The organism is Polaribacter septentrionalilitoris (assembly GCF_009832745.1).
Taxonomy (GTDB): domain Bacteria; phylum Bacteroidota; class Bacteroidia; order Flavobacteriales; family Flavobacteriaceae; genus Polaribacter; species Polaribacter septentrionalilitoris.
In genome coordinates this window covers 112,372-134,456 of record NZ_VRMJ01000046.1, presented here as the reverse complement: position 1 = coordinate 134,456, position 22,085 = coordinate 112,372, and the positions used below count along the sequence as shown (strand labels likewise).

Genomic DNA, 22,085 nt, shown 5'->3' with positions numbered 1-22,085 from the left:
CAATTAAGGAACCACTTATGTTTAAAAACAGTCTTTTATTTTTACTAGTATGTGCTTACTGTGCTGTAAATGCTCAGAATAAAGCAACTCCAGATAAACCAAATATCATCTTTATTTTAACAGATGATCAACGTTTTGATGCTATTGGTTATGCAGGTAATAAATTTGTACAAACTCCAGAAATGGATAATCTTGCAAAAAATGGTACATATTTTAAAACTGCAATTGTAACTACTCCTATTTGTGCTGCAAGTAGAACCAGTCTTTTAACTGGTTTGTATGAAAGAGCACATAATTTTAACTTTCAAACAGGGAATGTTAGAGACGAGTACATGGATGAGTCTTATCCAAGATTGTTAAAAGATAACGGATATTATACTGGTTTCTATGGTAAATATGGAACAAGGTACAATCATTTAGACAAACAATTTGATGAGTACGAATCTTATGATAGAAATAATCGTTTTAAAGACAGAAGAGGATATTATTATAAAACTTTAGGTAAAGACACTGTACATTTAACAAGATATACAGGTCAAAAAGCTATCGATTTTATTGATAAAAATGCAGATAATAACAAACCATTTTGTTTATCATTAAGTTTTAGTGCACCTCACGCACATGATGGTGCTCCAAAACAATATTTCTGGCAAGAACCTTTAGATGCTATGTTAGAAGGTACTACAATTCCTGATCCAGAATTAGCAGACGATAAGTATTTCTTGGCACAACCAAAAATTGTAAGAGACGGTTTTAATAGATTACGTTGGACTTGGAGATATGACACACCAGAAAAATATCAACACAGTTTAAAAGGTTATTATAGAATGATTTCTGGAATCGATTTAGAAATCAAAAAAATACGCGCCAAACTAAAAGAAACAGGTCAAGATAAAAACACAGTAATCATTTTAATGGGTGATAATGGTTACTTTTTAGGAGAGCGTCAGTTTGCAGGAAAATGGTTAATGTATGATAACTCTATAAGAGTACCTTTAATTGTTTTTGACCCTAGAGAAAACAATCATCAAGATATTGATGATATGGTATTAAATATTGATGTAACTAAAACCATTGCAGATTTAGCGGGTGTAAAAGCACCAGAATCTTGGCAAGGTAAAAGTTTAATGCCAATTGTTAGAAAAGAGAAAAAATCTATTGAAAGAGATACTATTTTAATCGAACATATTTGGGATTTTGACAACATTCCTCCAAGTGAAGGTGTGCGTACAAAAAAATGGAAATATTTTAGATATGTAAATGATAAAACAATTGAAGAACTTTACAATTTAGAAAAAGACCCACAAGAAATTAAAAACCTGGTTGGTAAAAGAAGATATAGAAAAGTTTTAGCAAATTTAAGAGCTAAAACAGACGAATTAATCAAAAAGAATGGAAATCACTATAGAGCAGCTCCAACAGATTTAACAGTTGAGTTAATTAGAGCACCAGAAACTGAGGTAGAAATTTTCGATTTAAAACCAGAATTTGGTTGGACAGTTCCACTAGGTGCAAAATACCAAGGAGCTTATCAAATTTTAGTAGCATCAAGCAAAGAAATTATCGATGCTAATAATGGTGATGTTTGGGACAGTAAAAGGGTAGCATCATCAAAATCTACAGATGTAGAATATGGAGGAAAAGATTTGGAAATTGGTAAAACCTATTTTTGGAAAGTTAGAATTTGGGACGAAGCAAATAGATTGGTAGATTATGCAGAGCCTCAAAAATTTACGACTGGTAAAAGTGATAGTTATATCATATCCACAGAAAATAAATACATTACTACAAGAGTAAAACCTAAAAAGTTTGAAAAAAGGGGTGATTTTTATTTTATAGACTTTGGTAAAGCCGCTTTTGCAACCATGAATTTTAATTATGTAGCAAAAACACCACATACAATAACTGTTAGAGTGGGTGAAATGTTAAATGATAAAGGTAATGTAAACAGAGTTGTGCCAAAAAGAAGTAACATTCGTTACCAAGAATTAAAGGTTGATGTAAAGCCAGGTCAAACAGAATATCAGATAAAAGTACAATCAGATGAAAGAAATACAAGAGCCAACAAAGCAGTTCCTTTGCCAGATGGTTTTCCTACTTTAGTTCCTTTTAGATATGCAGAAATAGAAGGTTTTGAAGGAGAATTAAAAGCAGAAGATTTTACACAATTGGCTTTCCATAGCTATTGGGATGAAGAAGCAAGTAGCTTTAAAAGTAATAATGATATTTTAAATCAAGTTTGGGATTTATCAAAATACTCTATAAAGGCAACTACATTTAATGGATTGTATGTAGATGGAGATAGAGAACGTATTCCTTATGAAGCAGATGCGTACTTAAATCAATTAAGTCATTATACAACAGACAGAGAATATGCAATGGCAAGAAGAACCATTGAGTATTTTATGAAAAACCCAACGTGGCCTACAGAATGGCAACAACACGTTCCTTTATTAATCTATGCAGATTATATGTATACAGGAAATACAGAGTTGATAGAGCGTTATTATGAGCCATTAAAGCACAAATCTTTATTTGAATTATCTAATGAAGATGGTTTAATTACATCAACTAAAGTTGATGCAGAATTTATGAGAAAGTTAGGTTTTCCTGATGGATATAGAAAACCATTAACTGATATTGTAGACTGGCCTTCTAAGAACTTTGCAGGTAGCAAAACAAAAGGAGAACGTGATGGATTTGTATTTAAACCTTACAGTACTGTAATTAACTCTTTCTTTTACGAGAATATGAAAATTATGGCAGAGTTTGCTAAATTATTAGGAAAAACTGAAGAAGCTTTAGATTTTGAATACAGAGCAGCAAAAGCTAAAAAAGCAGTAAACGAACAAATGTTTAATAAAGAAAAAGGTATTTATGTAGATGGTATTGGTACAGATCATTCATCTTTACACGCAAACATGATGCCTTTAGCATTTGGTTTGGTTCCTGAGGAGCATTACCAATCTGTAGTAGATTTTGTAAAATCTAGAGGAATGGCTTGTAGTGTTTACGGAGCACAATTTTTAATGGACGGTTTATACAATGCAGGTGAGGCAGATTATGCATTAAAATTGTTAGCAAGTAAAGCTAAAAGAAGCTGGTATAATATGATTCGTGTAGGTTCTACAATTACTTTAGAAGCTTGGGATTACGACTATAAGATAAACTTAGACTGGAATCACGCTTGGGGTGCAGCTCCTGCAAATGTAATTCCTAGAGGTTTATGGGGTATTAAACCTAAAACACCAGGTTTTGGTATTGCTACTATTAAACCTCAAATGAGCAACTTAAAAAATAGTGAGATAGAAGTACCAACTGTTAGAGGAACTATCAAAGCAAAATATACCTATAATGGAAGAAGATTACAAACGTATGAAATTGAAATTCCAGGAAATATGGTTGCAGAATTCTCTTTAAATGGTTCAGAAGGAAAAGAGTTTATCCATAATGGAAAAAGCGTTCCATCTGCATTTAAAATTGTAAGATTAACACCAGGTAAACATACCATTCAATTAAAAATTAATTCTTTTTAATCTGTAATTTGATAAAAAGATAATCGACAAAATAAAAGGCAGCTAGAAACTGCCTTTTATTGGTCAATAAATACATCTTAAAGCGAATTCAACAAACCAAAATCCCACCCATATGAAAAAAATAATATTATATCTGCTGATGATTGGTTCTTTGAATACAATTACAGCCCAAAAGAAATTATCAGCCACGTTAAAAAGTGCTACTAGAGTTTCAGAAGAAGGTGAAGGAGGATTGTTTTTTGCAGGAGAGAGAAATGTAAATTATAGGTTCGGAAAAAGAATTACACCTCATGGAGATTGTGTAGATGTAGTCAACGGATATGCATTTGTTACCTGGTATAAGGGTGGTATGGACAAACGAAACTTAATGTTGTCTAGAAAAAATTTAACTGTAGAAAATTCACCTTGGGTAACCATTCAGTTTCCCCATCAACATGTAGGGCAAAGTGGTGAGCTTTTTAAAGGAACAGGAATTAGAGGAGATTCTCACAATACAGCTGCAATAGGAATAAGTACTATAGACAACACCATACATATCATTTACGACATGCATGCATACTCTAAAAGTGCCTTACCAACTGTGTTTTTCAACTACTCTGTGTCTAAGAAAGACATGGCTTTTGTGCCTGATAACGAGTTTACTTTAGATATTTTTAATGCAAAAAGAACATATCTTAAAAATGGGCAGAACTATGAACGTTTAACATATCCAATGATTCATAGGGCTGATGATGGTAGTTTAATTGCTAGATACAGAAAAGGCGGTTCTGGTAATGGTGATATTTTACTAGCACATTATGATGGTACTTCTTGGTCTAATAATTGGATATATCATGAAGGTACTTTAGCACTACCTAATAGAAATAATATGTATGGAGGCGAACGTTTTTTAAACGGTAAATTCTATGCTGGATTCTCCATCAGATATTCTACAAATAACAATACAAGTACAAGTAATGGGTATATGTTAAATAGTGGATTATATTACGCTTATACAAATGGTATCCCTAAAAATCAAGCTACCCAATGGTTTAATGTAAACGATAACCCAATAGCATTACCCATAAAAAATAATATAAACCCAAACTCAGATCCAGTACAAATTGCGCAACCTGGAGACGATTTCGGAACAGCTACATTCCCAAGATCATCATCAGATCCAGCTTGGACAGTTACCGAAAACGGAGCCATTCATTTTGTACAAAGAGTAGATAATAGAAATGTACATTATTATAAAAAAGCTACTGAAACTAACTTTTCTAAAAATGCAGGTGGTTTAATTCCTAATCCAGATACAAGAGGAGAAATATATAGCTACAAAAACCATGTGTTTATGGTAGAATTGATCAATGGAAAAGTAAATATTAAAACTACTTTAGAAGGCGAGAATAACTGGCAAGTAATCTATACAGATCAAGAAAACATAAGATTTAATCATTTTGATGCCTTTGTAAATGATGATAAATTGTACGTGTATTTGATGGAAGATACAGGAAATAATACTGTTGGTGTAGGTGATAAGCGCCCATTATATTTTCAAGAATTTAGTTTATCTGAAATAGAAGATGCAAGTGCGAGTTTAATAAAAGTTATAGAAGCAGAAGATTTTACCACAGCTTCCAATGATATTATTGTTGGCACAAACAGTGCAGCTTCAGGAGGAAAATACATAGATTCATTTACAAGCAATCAATTTTTAGAATATAAATTTGATATTACTGATGCAGGTAATTACGATGTTGTATTACATGTTGCTGTTAGAAATAGAGACGATTCTGTGATGGACGTTGAAATAAATGATCAGCTATTTAACAACTTCTTAGTGGCAAAAACGGGTGATTGGAATATTTATGGTGAAAATAGAATCGAAAATATCAACCTAAATCAAGGAGAAAATACCATAAAATTAACTCAAAAACGATCTCTTTCTAGTGAGCCAGATAAAATTGAAATTTTCTCAAAATCAGCTTTAAGTACAAATAGTTTTAGTAAAAATAATATTCGCATTTATCCAAATCCAAGTAATGGTGTTTTTACATTAAATACGTCCATTAAAAATATAGAATATCAATTGATAAATGTACAAGGTAGAATTTTACAACAAGGCATTATTAATAAAAATCAACTTGACTTTTCTAGGTACGCAAAAGGTATCTACTTACTACGCCTAAAATCAAGTAATAATAGTACTTTTATAAAACGCATCATTTTAAAATAAAAACAAATAAATAAAAAAAAACACTATGAATAAAAATGTAAAGCGCTTATTTTTTATACTATTCATGGTGGTTCTTTATGCCTGTAATCCACAAAAAGAAGTAAAAATTGATGGAGAACTTAAAAAATGGCACAGAATCGTTTTAAATTTTGAAGGCCCAGAAACGAGTGAAATGGATGAGAATAATCCATTTTTAAACTATCGTTTAGAGGTTACCTTTACAAACGGTTCAGAAAAGTTTGTAATTCCTGGTTTTTTTGCAGCAGATGGTAATGCAGCTGAAACAAGTAGTACAAAAGGAAATATTTGGCAAGTACGTTTTACACCTAATAAAACTGGTAAATGGGCGTATACTACATCCTTTAAAAAAGGAAAATATATTGCTGTTGCAGATAACATAAATGATGCTGAAAGTGCTGGTTTTATGGATAATCAAACAGGAGCATTTACAATAAGTAATTCTGATAAAACAGGGAAAGACAATAGAGCTAAAGGAAAACTAGAATATGTTGGAGAATCCTATTTAAAATTTGCAGAAACTCAAAAATATTTTATAAAATTAGGAGTAGATGCACCCGAAAATTTATTGGCGTATTCAGACATAGATGTATCAACCAATGCATTAGGATTTCAAAAAAAATGGCATCCACATGCCATAGATTTTGAAGAAAGTGCAGCACCTTATTTATGGCAAAATACAAAAGGTAAAAATTTATTAGGCGCCATTAACTATTTGGCTGAAGAAGGTTTAAATGTGTTTTCTTTTTTAACCTTTAATGTGGATGGTGATGATAGAAATGTGTTTCCTCACTTATTAAAAGTATCTATTCCAGAATATGAAAAATATGCAAGTAAAAAGAAAAATAAAGAAGCTTGGGAAACTATGTTTCATAAAACGAGATTCGATATTTCTAAACTAGCACAATGGGAACGTATTTTTGAATACGCAGAAACCAAAGGAATGTTCTTGCACTTTAAAACGCATGAAACAGAAACCGATCATTTAATGGATAAAGGTGTTTTTGGTGTTGAAGGAAAACTGTATTACAGAGAATTAATTGCGAGATTTGGGCATCATTTATCAATGAACTGGAATTTAGGTGAGGAAAACAATCAACCCATTCCAGAAGTACTCAAAGCAGCCAATTACGTTGCTAATTTAGATGCTTATAAGACTCATCTAGTAATTCACACTTTTCCGAATAAAGATGATAGATATGCAGATTTAATCGGAAATCAATCACCTTTAACAGGAGCATCTTTACAGTTAAGTCACCCTGAATTTATAGATGTAAACCCTAGAGTGTTAAAATGGCGTAAAAAATCAAATGCAACTGGAAAAAAATGGGCAATTGCTGTTGATGAACCTGGAAAAGCAAAAATAGCCTTATTACCAGATGATGAAGATCCAGAACACAATTTTGCAAGAGGGAGAGCCATGTATGGGACTTTATTTGCAGGTGGTTTTGGGGTGGAATGGTATTTTGGCTATGCAAGTCCAAATTCCGATTTAACCTGTCAAGATTTTAGAAGTCGAGATTTATTCTGGAAGCAAAACAAATATGCACTACAGTTTTTTGAGAAAATTCCATTTTGGAAAATGGAACCTAGAAATGATTTGATAATTACAAATGAGGTTGCGTATTGTTTGGCTAAAGAAAACGACGTATATGCAATCTATGTTGAAGCCAATGCTAATAACATAAAACTGAATCTTGCAAATACGAGTAAAACCTTTTCAGTACAATGGTCTAATCCAAGAACTGGAGGGAAACTACAAAATGGCTCTGTAACTTCTATTAAAGGAAATGGAGAAGTATATTTGGGGAATCCACCATCAGATGTTGAAAAAGATTGGTTAGTACTGATTACCAAAAAGTAAACTTCAAAACAAGAAAAGCAACTATTTTACCTTATTTGTATGCTATTTTATCAAAAAACAGTAAAGTACAGGATAGTCATTCTTAAATAAACTGTTAAAATTGTGATAATTAAAAAACTAACCTAGGTTAATAATGAATTCACCCCTAGAATTATTAACCAAAATCAAATCACAATTATGAAGAAAATTACAATACTAATTTGTGTTTTATTCTCCTTGAATGGAATGGCACAAGGACCATGGGACTTTAAAACGGATCAAGCAAAAGGTGCTTGGGCAGCAGGTAGTAATACCCTAGCTGCAGAAATAGTTACAGAGGGTCTTGAAGTAACTTGGGCAGCTGATAAGTTACCTAGAATATCAAGTACCACTGCGAATCTAACTATTAGTAATGATATTATGGCGATAACATTAACTAACAACTCTGCAGAACCGATAAAGATGAGAGTTGTATTTCCTAAAGCGAGTGATGGAACTAATAAATTTTTAGCTTCTGGCAGTTGGCCTGAAATACCAGCCAACGCTTCAACTTCTACAACGTATTATTTTGATATGAGTGGCGAAGCTGAATGGACTAATCATGCTTCAGCAGTAAATAACTTTGATATTCAGTTCAGAGGGAATGGAACTAATGCTACTAATGCTAGAGATATAGCAAGTGGTGTTGGAACTTCAATTATTATTCAAAAATTAGAGTTTTTAGATGCAATACCTGCAGCACCAGGTACAATTACATCAATAGCGGCAGGTGATTGGACTGCTACATCAACTTGGGATGGAGGTGCTGTGCCAGGAAGTTCTAATGATGTTATTGTTAATCACGCTGTTAGAGTAAAAAAAAATGTAACAGCAGAAATGAAATCACTTTCAATTGGAGGGCACCCTGGTCAACTTAGAATTGATAATGAATCGAGCGTAGAAGTAACTGGAGAAGTAAGTATCACAAGGTCACAAGATGGTATAGCATTTTATGCGCAATTTGGAGAATTAGGTTCATTTACTTATGGAAGTTTAAATGCAGGATCAACAGGTAAGAGAGTGTTTGTGAGACATAGATTGCCAAAAAATGATGCTTGGGCTTTAATATCATCTCCTGTAAAAGATTCAAGAATTAATGAAATAACAGGCAAGAACTCTACACATATTGTAACAAAAGGAGGTAAGTTCTCCATAGCTTCTTATAATGATGGTAATGCCTCTGGTTCTAAGTATGTGTATTATTCATCTGCTTCAGAGCCTGGTAATACTGTCCAGATAGAAGAAGGAGAAGGACATCTTTTAAAGAAAAATAATGTAGGAGACAACTCAAAACCAGATTACTATCAAAGAGGTGTGTTAAGATCAGCTTTTCCTGTAGATATTACTATTTCTGATGCAGGAAATGGATTCAACTTGTTAGGAAATCCGCTTATAGGTTATTTAAATGTAAATGATGCAGCAGATGGGACTAATAATATTTTAAGAGTAAATGGTACTAATGGTTCTGATATTTTAGCAGAAGATACAATTTGGATATGGGATAGTGTTAACGCATCTTGGGTTACACACAATTTAAATAGTGCTTCCTATAAAATGCCAGGTATTCAAGGCTTTTTTGTAAAGGCTAAACCAGGAGGAGGAACTTTTTCATTTACCAAAGCAATGAAATCTACATCAGGAAATACTTATTTAAAATCTACATCTTCTTTAAAAAGATTCGAGATAAAGTTAGGTGTTGCTGCAGGTAAATTAAAGAGAAGTACTTCAATAATCTATGCAGATAATGCTACAATATCTTTTGATAATGGTTACGATAGCTCTATATTCGGTGGTTATGCCTCGTCTTTTCAAGTATATACAAATCTTGTAGGAAAAGATGTTAATAAAAAGCTAGCAATACAATCATTACCAAATGAAAAATATGAAGATATGATTGTTCCTATTGGAGTTTCTGCTGAGGCAAATTCACAAATTACTTTTACTGCCGAAACTTTAAATGTACCTACTGGTCACAATGTATATTTAGAAGATAGATTAAAAAATACGTTTACAAAATTAGACGAAGCTAATGCTAAATATGTAGCAACAGTATCAGAAAAATCTACAGAAGGGCGTTTTTATCTTCATACAAAAACATCAGCGTTGTCAACAGATACAGAATTGTTAAATAGTGTGAGTATTTATAAATCGAATGCTGCTACTTTAAGAATTGTTGGTTTATCTCAAGGAAATACAAATGTTAGTTTATATAATGTATTAGGTAAACAAGTATTAAGTACTTCATTTAGCGCTAATGGTGTAAAAGAAATCTCTTTACCAAAATTGTCTAAGGGTGTTTACATTGTTCAATTAGAAACTGAAACTGGAAAATTGAATAAAAAGATAGTCTTAGAATAATCGACCATTAATTAACTTAAAAAACAAAACACCATGGATAAAAATATAAAAAACACTCAAAAAAATACAGAAGAGATTACACGTAAAGAAGCCATTAAAAAGATTGGGAATTACGGTAAATATGCGGCATTAACTGCACTAGGAACGTATATGATTTTAAACCCGCAAAAAGCACAGGCTCAAAGTCCAGAGGCTCCTGGTACTGGGTTTTAAATAAAAGAATTCATACGTTAACTAAAAACACCAATTTAATACATATTAAATTGGTGTTTTTTTAAGAAATATTATCAAAAAAAATATGGAAAATCATAGGATAAAAAAAGGAGTTTTTTTTGTTTTTGTTTTCTTTTCAATTGTTATAAGCGCACAAACTGTAGCGCCAGATGAAGACACAAATTCAGATCTTTCCTGTCCTTCTTCAGGTCAATTCGAAAACACAAACACAAGAAATGTAGATATTCAAAACTCTGTTAATGTTGGTACTGTTGATGACAGAAGTTGTTACGCTGATTATTCAGAAAGTAATGTTAATGGTAGTACTTGGGGTGTTTATAATATTACAAATGGCTCAAATCACTGGGATGCACCAAATACGCTACAACCTAGAATAGAAAGATCCTTACCAAGATCTCAAGCCACAGGTGTAGGGAGTTATGCTAAGTTTACAGGAACTGTAAGAATTCTTGAAGTAGGTGATGCATCTGGAACAGGTAACGATGGTACTTATATTATGCAAACTAAAGGAAAGCATACAGGTGGTGGAGGTTCTCCAGACCCAGCCATTTGTTTGTATCTAGCAAAACCTGTTTTAGACGGCAGTGGCAATCAAGTTTCTTTCGATATTTATAGAGAACAAATAAACTTTAGAGGAGGTTCAGGTGCAAGTGGAAGAACGTTAGTCTTTCTTACAAATGTGCTAAAAAATGCGGAAACTAATATTACACTCGAAGTCGGTTTTAGACAAGATCCTAATGATGTATCAAAAAAAATACACTATTCTGATGCAATTATAGGAGGAAATACGTTCAATTGGAATATCCCAGAACCAGAAAAAGGAACAGAATCTGGTATTAGATATGGGGCTTACCGAGTTAAAGGAGGTAGAGCACAAATTAGATGGGCAAACACTACCTATCAAAAAAATGAAAATGCAGTTACAGATCCCCCAGCATCAACACAAACTTATGACTTTAAAACAGATCAAGACGCACTTGGTTGGGTAAAAGGGAACAATACATTAAGCACAACTATCGTTACAGAAGGTCTTGAATTAGCTTGGGCAGCAGATAACTCGCCAAAAATAAAAAATGCCTCAGTAAGTATTTCAAAAACCAATAAATTTTTGGCACTTTCATTAACTAACACAACTTCAGAGCCTATAAATATAAGGCTTGTTTACCCTAAATCTAGTGAAGCAGGGAATAAGTTTTATAGTAGTGGTAGTTGGTCTGAAATACCTGCAAATGTCAGCACTTCTTCTACATATTATTTTGAAATTGATGAAGCTGAATGGAATGGGCATACTTCAAATATTGATTATTTTGAAATTCAGATGAGAGATACTGGTGGTGCAAACAGAGATGATGCAAGTATTGCAACAACAAGCAGTATCATCATTCAAAAAATAGAATTATTAAATGCAATTCCAACACCCTCAGTGACACATACATCCACAAAAGCAGGAGACTGGACAGATACAACAGTTTGGGATGGAGGTGCAGTACCAACGTCAGCAGACGATGTAATTGTTAATCATGCTGTAAGAATTAAAAACGGAGTAACTGCAGAAATGAAATCTCTATCAATTGGAGCTAATCCAGCACAACTAAGAGTTGATGATGGTTCTGTAGTAACAGTAAGTGGAACTGTAAGTATTGATAGATCTCAAGATGGTATGGCATTTTACGCACAATTTGGTGAATTAGGTTCATTTACTTATGGAAGTTTAAATGCAGGATCAACAGGTAAGAGAGTGTTTGTGAGACATAGATTGCCAAAAAATGATGCTTGGGCTTTAATATCATCTCCTGTAAAAGATTCAAGAATTAATGAAATAACAGGCAAGAACTCTACACATATTGTAACAAAAGGAGGTAAGTTCTCCATAGCTTCTTATAATGATGGTAATGCCTCTGGTTCTAAGTATGTGTATTATTCATCTGCTTCAGAGCCTGGTAATACTGTCCAGATAGAAGAAGGAGAAGGACATCTTTTAAAGAAAAATAATGCAGGAGACAACTCAAAACCAGATTACTATCAAAGAGGTGTGTTAAGATCAGCTTTTCCTGTAGATATTACTATTTCTGATGCAGGAAATGGATTCAACTTGTTAGGAAATCCGCTTATAGGTTATTTAAATGTAAATGATGCAGCAGATGGGACTAATAATATTTTAAGAGTAAATGGTACTAATGGTTCTGATATTTTAGCAGAAGATACAATTTGGATATGGGATAGTGTTAACGCATCTTGGGTTACACACAATTTAAATAGTGCTTCCTATAAAATGCCAGGTATTCAAGGCTTTTTTGTAAAGGCTAAACCAGGAGGAGGAACTTTTTCATTTACCAAAGCAATGAAATCTACATCAGGAAATACTTATTTAAAATCTACATCTTCTTTAAAAAGATTCGAGATAAAGTTAGGTGTTGCTGCAGGTAAATTAAAGAGAAGTACTTCAATAATCTATACAGATAATGCTACAATATCTTTTGATAATGGTTACGATAGCTCTATATTCGGTGGTTATGCCTCGTCTTTTCAAGTATATACAAATCTTGTAGAAAAAGATGTTAGTAAGAAATTAGCAATCCAATCATTACCGGATTCAAATTTTGAAGATATGATTGTTCCTATAGGAGTTTCTGCTGAGGCAAATTCACAAATTACTTTTACTGCCGAAACTTTAAATGTACCTGCTAGTCACAATGTATATTTAGAAGATAGATTAAAAAATACGTTTACAAAATTAGACGAAGCTAATGCTAAATATGTAGCAACAGTATTAGAAAAATCTACAGAAGGACGTTTTTATCTTCATACAAAAACATCAGCGTTGTCAACAGATACAGAATTGTTAAGCAGTATAAGTATTTATAAATCGAATCCTTCAACATTAAGAATTGTTGGTTTATCTCAAGGAGATACGAGTGTTAAACTATTCAATATAATGGGGAAACAAGTAATGACTTCAAACTTCAATATAACAGGCGTTAAAGAACTTGCTTTACCAAATTTATCAACCGGTGTTTATATTGTTCAATTAGAAACTAAAACTGGTAAATTAAATAAAAAGATAGTTATAGAATAATTTATAAAAAGCCTATCAAACTTAGAAAAACACAAATTAGTTTTACAATTAATTTGTGTTTTTTATTTTAAATCCTAACACTACAGGATATTAAATTGAGTTTTCGTTTTTAAATTTGTTTTGGTTAACTAAATTATCATATTATTTAAATTTTTAATTAAGACGAATGAAAATTCACCAAACAAGTGTACTCATTTTAATAGCACTATTTACCATTTTAGGATGTAAAACACAGCAATTTCCAAAAAGTAAGATTACTAAGAATGATTATGTTTTTCTAGAAGCAGAAAAAACCGAGTCAAATTTACAAAAATGGCAACTTGTAAAAAAAGGGGATGCTAATTATGTAAAAGGAGCTTCTAATGGCAGTTATCTAGAATTTATGGGAAATAAACCTATTACAGGCAAACCCAACTCACCATTAGAATACACATTGACAGCATCTGAAAACGGGAATTTTCAATTAATGCTAATGTCTAGCAAAAGATTAGAAGGAGTAAAAAGCGATTGGTGTAATGATGCTTTTGTAAGACTTTCAGGGGACTTTGAGTCTGCAAGTCAATTAAAAACTAAAGATTTAAAAAGAGACATCAAAATTTTGCAAGATGGTAATGATGAAACTGCAGAATTAGAATGGCATTGGGCATCAACAGCAGAAAAAGATAGACATGTGTATAACCAGTTTGTCTACAGACTAAAAAAAGGAGAGCAATATACATTAACCATCTCAGGTAGATCAAAACGATTTAGTATAGATTATATTATTCTTTATAACGTAGATAAATTCAATGCTAAAAAAGCAAAAGAACTTTTTAAAATTCAATAATAAAAATGATTAAAAAATCAACAATTGTACTTGCATTTATATGTTTTGTGTTGCAACTAAATGCGCAACAAAGTAGAACAAAATACAATTTTAACCCAGATTGGAAATTTATCAAAGCAAACCCAACTAACGCTCAATTGGTAAATTATGACGATTCAAGTTGGTCTACAATTAGTACGCCTCATACGTTTAATGATGTAGATACTTTTGACGATTTAAGTATTGGAAAACATATTGGAGAAAAAAATCAATTTAGAGGAACAGTTTGGTATAGAAAGCATTTTAAACTGCCAAAGTCAGAAGCAGGTAAAAAAATATATATTGAGTTTGAATCGGTTCGTCAAATTGCAGATGTGTATATCAATGGAACATATTTAGGAACCAATAAAACAGGTTTTATTCCTTTTGGATACGATATTTCTAAACATTTAAAGTTTGATGGTCAAGAAAATATTATTGCAGTAAAAGTAAATAACGATAGAGGCGAACATTTTAGAGATAACTTTCCACTAGTTTGGCATCATGAACATTGGCATCCAAACCATGGTGGAATTTACAGGAATGTGTTTTTACACGTAATGAACCCTGTTCATATTACATTGCCTTTGTACGATAATTTAAAAACTGTGGGTACGTATGTACACGCAGAAAACATATCAAAAAAGAAAGCAGATGTTCATATTTCAGCAGAAACTGTAAATGAATCATCAGAAGAGAAAAAAATTACTTTCGAAGCTAAAATTATTGATGCAGAAGGTAAAGAGGTAAGTTGTACTAAAAAAACGCAAACTTTAAAAGCAGGAGAAACTTTTACGTTTTCAACAAAAAATAAAATCAAAAAACCAAACTTATGGTATACAAGAAAACCATACCTATATCAAGTGGTAACCACTTTAAAAGAAGGTAAAAAAGAGTTAGATAGCTATACCACTCCTTTAGGAATAAGAACTTTTAAGTTTGATAAAGACACAGGTTTTCATAACAATGGAGAATATGCAAAACTACATGGTTGGGGACAAAAACCAACTGCAGGATGGGCTGGTTTAGGAGCAGCACAACCAGATTGGTTAAAAGAATTTACCTATCGTTTAATGGACGAAGCAGGTGGTAATTTTATACGTTGGGGACATTGTGCAGGTTCTCCAGCAGAAATTGCAATGGGAGACAAATATGGTTTTGTAACCTTAATGCCAGGGGTTAGTGGAGAATCTCAAGATGAAGGAGAAACTTGGGATATTAGAATTGCTGCTTTTAGAGATATGATTGTGTATTACAGAAATCATCCATCAATATTTATTTGGGAAGGTGGTAACTGGGCAGAAACTGAGGCACATTATAAAGAAATTTTAGACATCATAAAAACTTATGATCCTCATGGAAAACGATTGATGGGGAACAGAAGAGCAGATGTAAAAGAAGACTCAGAACCTTATATTTCTATCGAAATTGGTACTGAAGGATGGCAAAGAGAATATGCTCATTTGCCGTTAATAGAAAGTGAATATTTAAGAGACGAAGGTTCAAGACGTGTTTGGGATAAATTTACACCAGATGATAATTTTTGGACTCACCCAAATATTTCTAGAAACGTTTATAAAATTGGTTCAGAAGTGTTTGCAGTGCGTCAAGTAGAAGATTGGTGGGACAAAATGGGTAAAAAATCCTATCATAGTGGTGGTGCCAATTGGGTTTTTTCTGATGGACCTCATGGAGGAAGAAATCCAACAGAAGTTACCAGAGCAAGTGGCGAGGTTGATGCTGTACGATTAAAAAAAGAAGCTTTTTACGCTACAAAAGCAATGTGGAGACCAGAACCTCAAATTCACGTAATTGGTCATTGGAATTACGAAAAAGGAACTAAAAAAACCATGTATGTAGTTTCTAACTGTACAAAAGTAAAACTATATATTAATAACAAATTAATTGGTACAGATGAAAAAGCAGATAATGGGTATTTATATAAATTTCCTAATATTGAGTTTGAAGAGGGAGAAATTAAAGTAGAAGGATATTTAAATGACAAATTGTTGGTAACTCAAACTAAAAAAACAGTTGGAGAACCAGTTGCTATAAAATTAACGTCAATAGTTGGCCCAAAAGGTTGGTTGGCCAATGGTTCAGATATTGCTTTAGTTGATTTTGAAATTGTAGATAAAGATGGAAACAGACATCCTTTAGGAAGAAATAAAGTTGATTTTACAATATCAGGACCAGGAATTTGGAGAGGTGGTTACAATAGTGGAAAAGCAAATACCACAAACAATTTGTTTTTAGATGCAGAAGCAGGTATTAATCGTGTGGCAATTCGTTCTATGTTACAAGCTGGTGATGTAACTATTACAGCTACCACTGATGATGGTTTAAAGTCGGATACAATTACCATAACCTCACAACCTGTAGCTATAGAAAACGGAATGTCTACATTACTTCCTCAAGTGTATAACATAGCTTCAAATATAGAAGAACCCTTACCAATTTACACACCAAAAACAGCACCTTACAATCCTGCTAGAGTAAACAAAAGTGACTTGTTTACCAAGTTCAGTTATACAGGAAATGGAAAAGCTGCACTCAGAAAAAATGTGCATTGGGGTAAAAAAGCCTATACAGATATGGAGCATAACTATACTGTAATTCCTAGATATTTAGTGGGTTCAGAATATATTAGAGTCCCAAATTCTGATGGAAAATATTGGGCAAGAGACCAGTTGCAATTTATTGCTGGTAAAGACATGGTTATTTATGTTGGGCATGATGATAGAGTAGAAAGACCCGTATTTTTAACTAAAGATTATATAGATACAGGAGATGATGTTAATTTAGGTGGCGTTAAAATGTCGCTCTTTAAAAGAGTAGCTAAAAAAGGAGAAAGCATTATTATGGCAGGAAATAGTGATGGTGATGTACCTGAAGAAAGTAGAATGTATTTTGTTATTGGAAAAACAATAAAAAAATAGAGATATAGTAAAGTTTTTTGAAAAAGAAAAAGTAAAGGTTTCTTGTAGTATAAATACCATTATAGTACAGGATACCTTTTTTCATTTTAAAATTTAATTTTATTATTTCAATTTATACAATATAAAATATCTTTAGATAGCCTGTTTATGAGTAATGAAATACATTTTAAAGTGTTGATTTTTATGTTGTTATTCTGTTCTTTGAATTCTTTTGCTCAAAACCCAATTGTGCCAAATAAAGGATTAAATGATCCTCATATTCATATTTTTAACGATACTGCTTACGTTTATGCTTCTCATGATAAATCTATTAAGAACAAAAAATTTATTATGGAAGATTGGTGGGTTTGGTCTTCTCCAGATTTAGTAAATTGGACAAAAAGAAGCGTATTAAACCCAAAAGATACGTATATAGGTAAAGATTTTACCAGATGTTGGGCAACAGATGTTGCGTATAGAAATGGTAAATATTACTGGTATTTTTCTGAAGGAAATCAGCAAACAGGTGTTGTGGTTGGAGATACGCCTGTTGGTCCATGGAAAGATCCTTTAGGAAAACCACTATTAACTTCAGAATTAACACCAACAGATGAGTATGATATGGCTATTTTTGAAGAGAATGGTGAACACTATATTATTTTCGGAGTTTGGGATTATTATATTGCCAAACTAAATTATGACATGATTAGTTTAGCAGAAAAGCCAAGAAAAATCATCATTAATAACCCAAGAGGCCCTTACAATCAAGATGGTAAAAATTTAGAAAAACCAACAGATGATAAGCCTTTTGTGCACAAATACAATGGTAAATATTATCTATCTTGGGGATGTTTTTACGCAATGTCTGATAATTTATATGGACCTTATAATTACAAAGATTCGGTTATAAAACAAGAAAGTTTTGCAGAAGGTTATGATGCACCAACTTGGCCAAATGGTTTCTTACAAGGTAGACATGGTTCTTTTTTTGAATGGAACAACCAATGGTATTATACTTATTGCGATATTAGTCAGACAGGAAATCGTTATTTTAGAGATACCTTTATTAGTTATGTCCACTATAAAGAAAATGGAGAAATGGCTATGATAAGAGTTGATGGTGTTGGAGTAGCAAATTATAATGCAAACAAAAAAATTGAAGCAGAAGATTATTTTAAAGCTGAAGGAATAGAGAAAAAAGAAACAGATAGTGGCTTTGTAATTCAAACCAATGCAAACAAAAGTTATCTGAATTTTACCAATGTTAAAGGTTTAGCCAAGAAAACTGAACTAACATTAAAAGTTTTAGGAAATAAAGGGGCTAAGTTTACAGTAAAAGTTTTAAGAAATGCATTAAAAGGAGAATTAATAGGTTTTAAAACCATCACAATAAAAGAAAAAACTGATGACTTTTCGGATATAACAATCAGTTTAAAAAAACTTAATTCAAAAGAAAATATTTATTTATCCATAGAACAATTATCCAACAATCAATTACAAATTGATTCATTTTCATTTTCAAAATAAACACTAACAATGAAGAAATTACTTGTATTATCATTAATTACTATTCTTTTTTACTCCTGTGGAGAATCAGATTCCAAAAAAGATTACAAAGACAAATCTTTATCAATAGATGAAAGAGTAGAAGCCCTACTTCCACTAATGTCTACAGAAGAAAAAGTAGCACAAATGCGAATTTTTCACGCTAATATTGGAGCAAAACCAGACAAAGATGGAAATTTAGTATTGTCTAAAAGAGTTATTAAAAAATTAAAATTAGGTATTGCAGGTATTAAGAACCCAGGAGAACATATAGATCCTGTAGCTGCTGCTAAAATGAATAATGAATTGCAGAAATACATCATCGAAAACAACAGATGGGGCATTCCTGCTTTGTTTGTAACTGAATCTTACAATGGTGTAGATGCAGAAGGTTGTACCTTATTTGGTCGTCCAATGACGTCTGCAGCATCATTTAATCCTGAATTGGTACAAAGACAATGGGATGTTGTAGGTAGAGAAGCTCGTTTAAGAGGTATGCACATGTGTCATTCACCAGAAGCAGATTTAGTAAGAGATCCTCGTTTTGGAAGAATGAGTGAAGCCTTTGGAGAAGATACCTATTTAACAACTCAAATGGTTAAAAATGCTATTATTGGTGTACAAGGAAATTATGAAGGTTTAGGAGCAGGTACTCATATTGGAGCAGTTGCAAAACACTTTGCTGGCTATGGTCAGGTTTTAGGAGGTTCTAACTTTGCTGCAATCGAAATATCGGAAAGAACATTAATTGATGAAATTTATCCACCTTTTGAAGCTGCTGTAAAAGAAGCAAGAACTTTAGGGATTATGGCTTCTCATGGAGATTTAAATGGGGTTGCAAGTCATGGAAATCCTGAGTTGTTAACTGGAGTTTTAAGAGACGATTGGGGATTTGAAGGCTATGTAGTATCAGATTCAAACGATATTGCACGTTTGTTTTACTTTATGAAAGTTGCAGAATCACCTGAAGCTGCAGCACAAATGGGCTTAGAAGCAGGAATTGATATCGATTTATATGCAGAAGATTCGTATTCTTACTTACCAAAAATGGTGGAGAAAAATCCTGAATTAATGAAGTTAATTGATAGATCTGTAAGACGTGTGTTAAGAACAAAATTCATCTTAGGCTTGTTTGATAATCCTTACATAGATTTAGAAGAAACTAAAAAAGGAGTGCGTGCAGCATCTTCTTTAGAATTGGCAAAAGAATCGGATTTAGAATCTATCATTTTATTAAAGAATGAAGAAAACACCTTACCTTTAAGTAAAAACAAGTCAACAAGAGTTGCACTTTTAGGACCTTTATTAAAAGAAAATACAAAAGCAATGTTTGAGTCTGCTGTTGGGAATAGCAATGTAAAATTCACCGCAGAAAAAGGTTTTAACTTAACTAATGAAAAAGGTGGTGCTCCTAAACTGTTAGATAGAGACCCTAAAGCAATTGCAAAATTGGTAAATATTGCAAAAAGATCTGATGTAGTAGTGTTGTTTTTAGGTGGTGATAAATTTACTGCTAAAGAAGCCTATTTTAGTAATAGTACACTTGGTGATAGAGCAACTATAGATCCAGTAGGTGCACAAGATGAATTGGTAGAAAAAATTACAGCTCTAGGGAAAAAAGTAATTGTAGTTTTAAAACATAGAAGAACGTTATCTATAAACACTATTGCAGAAAAAGCAGATGCTATTTTAGATACTTGGGATTTAAGTGAATTTGGAGATCATTCTACAGCTAAAATTATTTTTGGTGATGTATCTCCTTCAGGAAAATCGCCTGTAACCATTCCAAGATCAATTGGTCAGTTACCTTACCATTATAGTATGAAAGAAATCAACTATAAAAAAGAATATTTATTCTTAGGAAAGGGACCACTTTATCCTTTTGGTCATGGTTTAAGTTATGGGAAATTTGAATATTCAGATATTAAATTATCTAGTGCAGAAATTACACCAGATACAGAAATTACGGCTAGTGTAACAGTTACCAATACAGGAAAAGTAAAGGCGAAGGAAGTAATACAAATGTATCTTAAAGATGAAATTGGTTCTGTAACAAGACCTGATAAAGAATTAAAAGGTTTTCAAAAAATTGAATTTGCTCCAGGAGAAAGCAAAACAGTATCGTTTACCATTACGCCTAAAATGTTAGAATTTACAGGTATAACTATGAAAAAAGTATTAGAAGCTGGAGATTATACCGTAAAAATAGGAACATCATCAAAAGAATATTTAGAAGCAAAATTTAAATTAAAAAAATAGATTTAAAATGAACAAATCAATCTTATCATTATTAGCTGTTGTACTAACACTTTTTAGTTGTTCAGTATCACAAAATACGGTAGCTCAAAAATCAATTGATTTAGATAACGAAGCAATTCAAAAATCAATGATTAAAGCTTTAGAGTGGCAAGAGGCACATCCTATTTTTGCAATTGCACCTACAGATTGGACAGCAGGAGCGTATTATACAGGTGTGGCAAGAGCACATAAAACTACAAAGAATATGATGTATATGGCTGCACTAAAAAACCAAGCATATTGGAATAAGTGGCAGACTTATAAAAGATTGCATCATGCAGATGATGTAGCAATTTCTTACAGTTATTTATATGTGGCTAGAAATGAAAAAAGAAGAAATTTTGCAGATTTAGAACCAACAAAGAAGTTCTTAGATACGCATTTATTTGAAGACAATAATTGGAAATCTGGTAAGGATAAAAGTAAGGAAGCAAAAACCATTCTATGGTGGTGGTGTGATGCTTTATTTATGGCACCCCCAGTAGTTAATTTATATGCAAAACATACCAAAGAGCCAAAGTATTTAGAAGCGATGCATAAATATTATATGGAAGCGTACAATAGATTGTATGACAAAGAAGAAAACTTATTTGCTAGAGATATGCGTTTTGTTTGGCAAGGAAAAGATTCAGACAGAAAAGAGCCAAATGGTAAAAAAGTATTTTGGTCTAGAGGAAATGGTTGGGTACTTGGTGGTTTAGCATTACTTTTAGATGATATGCCTAAAGACTATGAGCATAGAGATTTCTATGTAAATCTTTACAAAGAAATGGCAGCTAAAATTTTAAAGATTCAGCCAGATGATGGTTTATGGAGAACAAGTTTATTAAGCCCAGAGTCTTATAATCATGGAGAAGTTAGTGGAAGTGGTTTTTACACTTTTGCTTTAGCATGGGGAATTAACAATGGTTTGTTAGATAAAAAACACACACCAGCCGTAAAAAAAGCTTGGAATGCTTTGGCAAAATGCCAACACGAAGATGGTAGAGTAGGTTGGGTGCAAAATATTGGTGCTTTTCCAGAACCAGCATCTAAAGATAGTTATCAAAATTTTGGTACAGGAGCTTTTTTAATGGCAGGTAGTGAAGTGTTAAAATTAGAATAGTACTATGTATTAAATGTAAAATTTAAAAATCGAAGACGAAATCTTCGATTTTT

At 32.4% G+C, this 22,085-nt stretch carries 11 protein-coding genes; all 11 read left to right on the top strand.

The genetic code is table 11. From position 1 onward, the window contains the following. The first annotated feature begins 17 nt into the window (after positions 1 to 17). The 11 genes from FP421_RS14555 to FP421_RS14505 all read left to right on the top strand — a co-directional run bounded on the left by FP421_RS14555 (position 18) and on the right by FP421_RS14505 (position 22,032). Positions 18 to 3,536 carry a family 78 glycoside hydrolase catalytic domain gene (locus tag FP421_RS14555; protein ID WP_159951862.1) on the top strand — a complete coding sequence of 1,173 codons (3,519 nt, stop codon included), beginning with the start codon at positions 18 to 20 and terminating at the stop codon, positions 3,534 to 3,536. A 112-nt stretch (positions 3,537 to 3,648) separates the two neighbouring features. Next, a complete protein-coding gene (locus tag FP421_RS14550; protein WP_159951860.1) occupies positions 3,649 to 5,754 on the top strand; it encodes a BNR-4 repeat-containing protein in 2,106 nt (701 codons plus the stop codon). A 25-nt stretch (positions 5,755 to 5,779) separates the two neighbouring features. Beyond that, positions 5,780 to 7,636 (top strand): DUF5060 domain-containing protein, encoded by a 1,857-nt coding sequence (locus FP421_RS14545; RefSeq protein WP_159951858.1) that lies wholly within the window; start codon positions 5,780 to 5,782, stop codon positions 7,634 to 7,636. 177 nt (positions 7,637 to 7,813) lie between these two features. Further along, positions 7,814 to 10,012 carry a T9SS type A sorting domain-containing protein gene (locus FP421_RS14540; RefSeq protein ID WP_159951856.1) on the top strand — a complete coding sequence of 733 codons (2,199 nt, stop codon included), beginning with the start codon at positions 7,814 to 7,816 and terminating at the stop codon, positions 10,010 to 10,012. Between the two features lie 33 nt (positions 10,013 to 10,045). After that, entirely contained in the window at positions 10,046 to 10,225 is a 180-nt protein-coding gene (locus FP421_RS14535) for a hypothetical protein (protein ID WP_159951854.1), read from the top strand. Positions 10,226 to 10,310: 85 nt separating this feature from the next. Next, positions 10,311 to 13,322 (top strand): T9SS type A sorting domain-containing protein, encoded by a 3,012-nt coding sequence (locus FP421_RS14530; RefSeq protein ID WP_159951852.1) that lies wholly within the window; start codon positions 10,311 to 10,313, stop codon positions 13,320 to 13,322. A gap of 166 nt (positions 13,323 to 13,488) precedes the next feature. After that, complete coding sequence (locus tag FP421_RS14525; protein WP_159951850.1) at positions 13,489 to 14,148, top strand: hypothetical protein; 660 nt, start codon at positions 13,489 to 13,491, stop codon at positions 14,146 to 14,148. 5 nt (positions 14,149 to 14,153) lie between these two features. Further along, a complete protein-coding gene (locus FP421_RS14520) occupies positions 14,154 to 17,105 on the top strand; it encodes a glycoside hydrolase family 2 protein (protein WP_159951848.1) in 2,952 nt (983 codons plus the stop codon). 147 nt (positions 17,106 to 17,252) lie between these two features. Next, a complete protein-coding gene (locus FP421_RS14515; protein WP_236548134.1) occupies positions 17,253 to 18,611 on the top strand; it encodes a family 43 glycosylhydrolase in 1,359 nt (452 codons plus the stop codon). Positions 18,612 to 18,620: 9 nt separating this feature from the next. Then, positions 18,621 to 20,888 (top strand): glycoside hydrolase family 3 N-terminal domain-containing protein, encoded by a 2,268-nt coding sequence (locus FP421_RS14510; RefSeq protein WP_159951846.1) that lies wholly within the window; start codon positions 18,621 to 18,623, stop codon positions 20,886 to 20,888. A gap of 7 nt (positions 20,889 to 20,895) precedes the next feature. Beyond that, the gene (locus tag FP421_RS14505) at positions 20,896 to 22,032 is read left to right on the top strand and encodes a glycoside hydrolase family 88/105 protein (RefSeq protein ID WP_159951844.1); all 1,137 of its coding nucleotides are present in this window, start codon (positions 20,896 to 20,898) and stop codon (positions 22,030 to 22,032) included. Positions 22,033 to 22,085 lie beyond the last annotated feature (53 nt).

Coding starts and splice junctions, on each gene's coding strand:
- FP421_RS14550 (WP_159951860.1), top strand. CDS start 3,649: ATGAAAAAAATAATATTATATCTGCTGATGATTGGTTCTTTGAATACA.
- FP421_RS14545 (WP_159951858.1), top strand. CDS start 5,780: ATGAATAAAAATGTAAAGCGCTTATTTTTTATACTATTCATGGTGGTT.
- FP421_RS14555 (WP_159951862.1), top strand. CDS start 18: ATGTTTAAAAACAGTCTTTTATTTTTACTAGTATGTGCTTACTGTGCT.
- FP421_RS14525 (WP_159951850.1), top strand. CDS start 13,489: ATGAAAATTCACCAAACAAGTGTACTCATTTTAATAGCACTATTTACC.
- FP421_RS14520 (WP_159951848.1), top strand. CDS start 14,154: ATGATTAAAAAATCAACAATTGTACTTGCATTTATATGTTTTGTGTTG.
- FP421_RS14530 (WP_159951852.1), top strand. CDS start 10,311: ATGGAAAATCATAGGATAAAAAAAGGAGTTTTTTTTGTTTTTGTTTTC.
- FP421_RS14510 (WP_159951846.1), top strand. CDS start 18,621: ATGAAGAAATTACTTGTATTATCATTAATTACTATTCTTTTTTACTCC.
- FP421_RS14515 (WP_236548134.1), top strand. CDS start 17,253: ATGAGTAATGAAATACATTTTAAAGTGTTGATTTTTATGTTGTTATTC.
- FP421_RS14535 (WP_159951854.1), top strand. CDS start 10,046: ATGGATAAAAATATAAAAAACACTCAAAAAAATACAGAAGAGATTACA.
- FP421_RS14540 (WP_159951856.1), top strand. CDS start 7,814: ATGAAGAAAATTACAATACTAATTTGTGTTTTATTCTCCTTGAATGGA.
- FP421_RS14505 (WP_159951844.1), top strand. CDS start 20,896: ATGAACAAATCAATCTTATCATTATTAGCTGTTGTACTAACACTTTTT.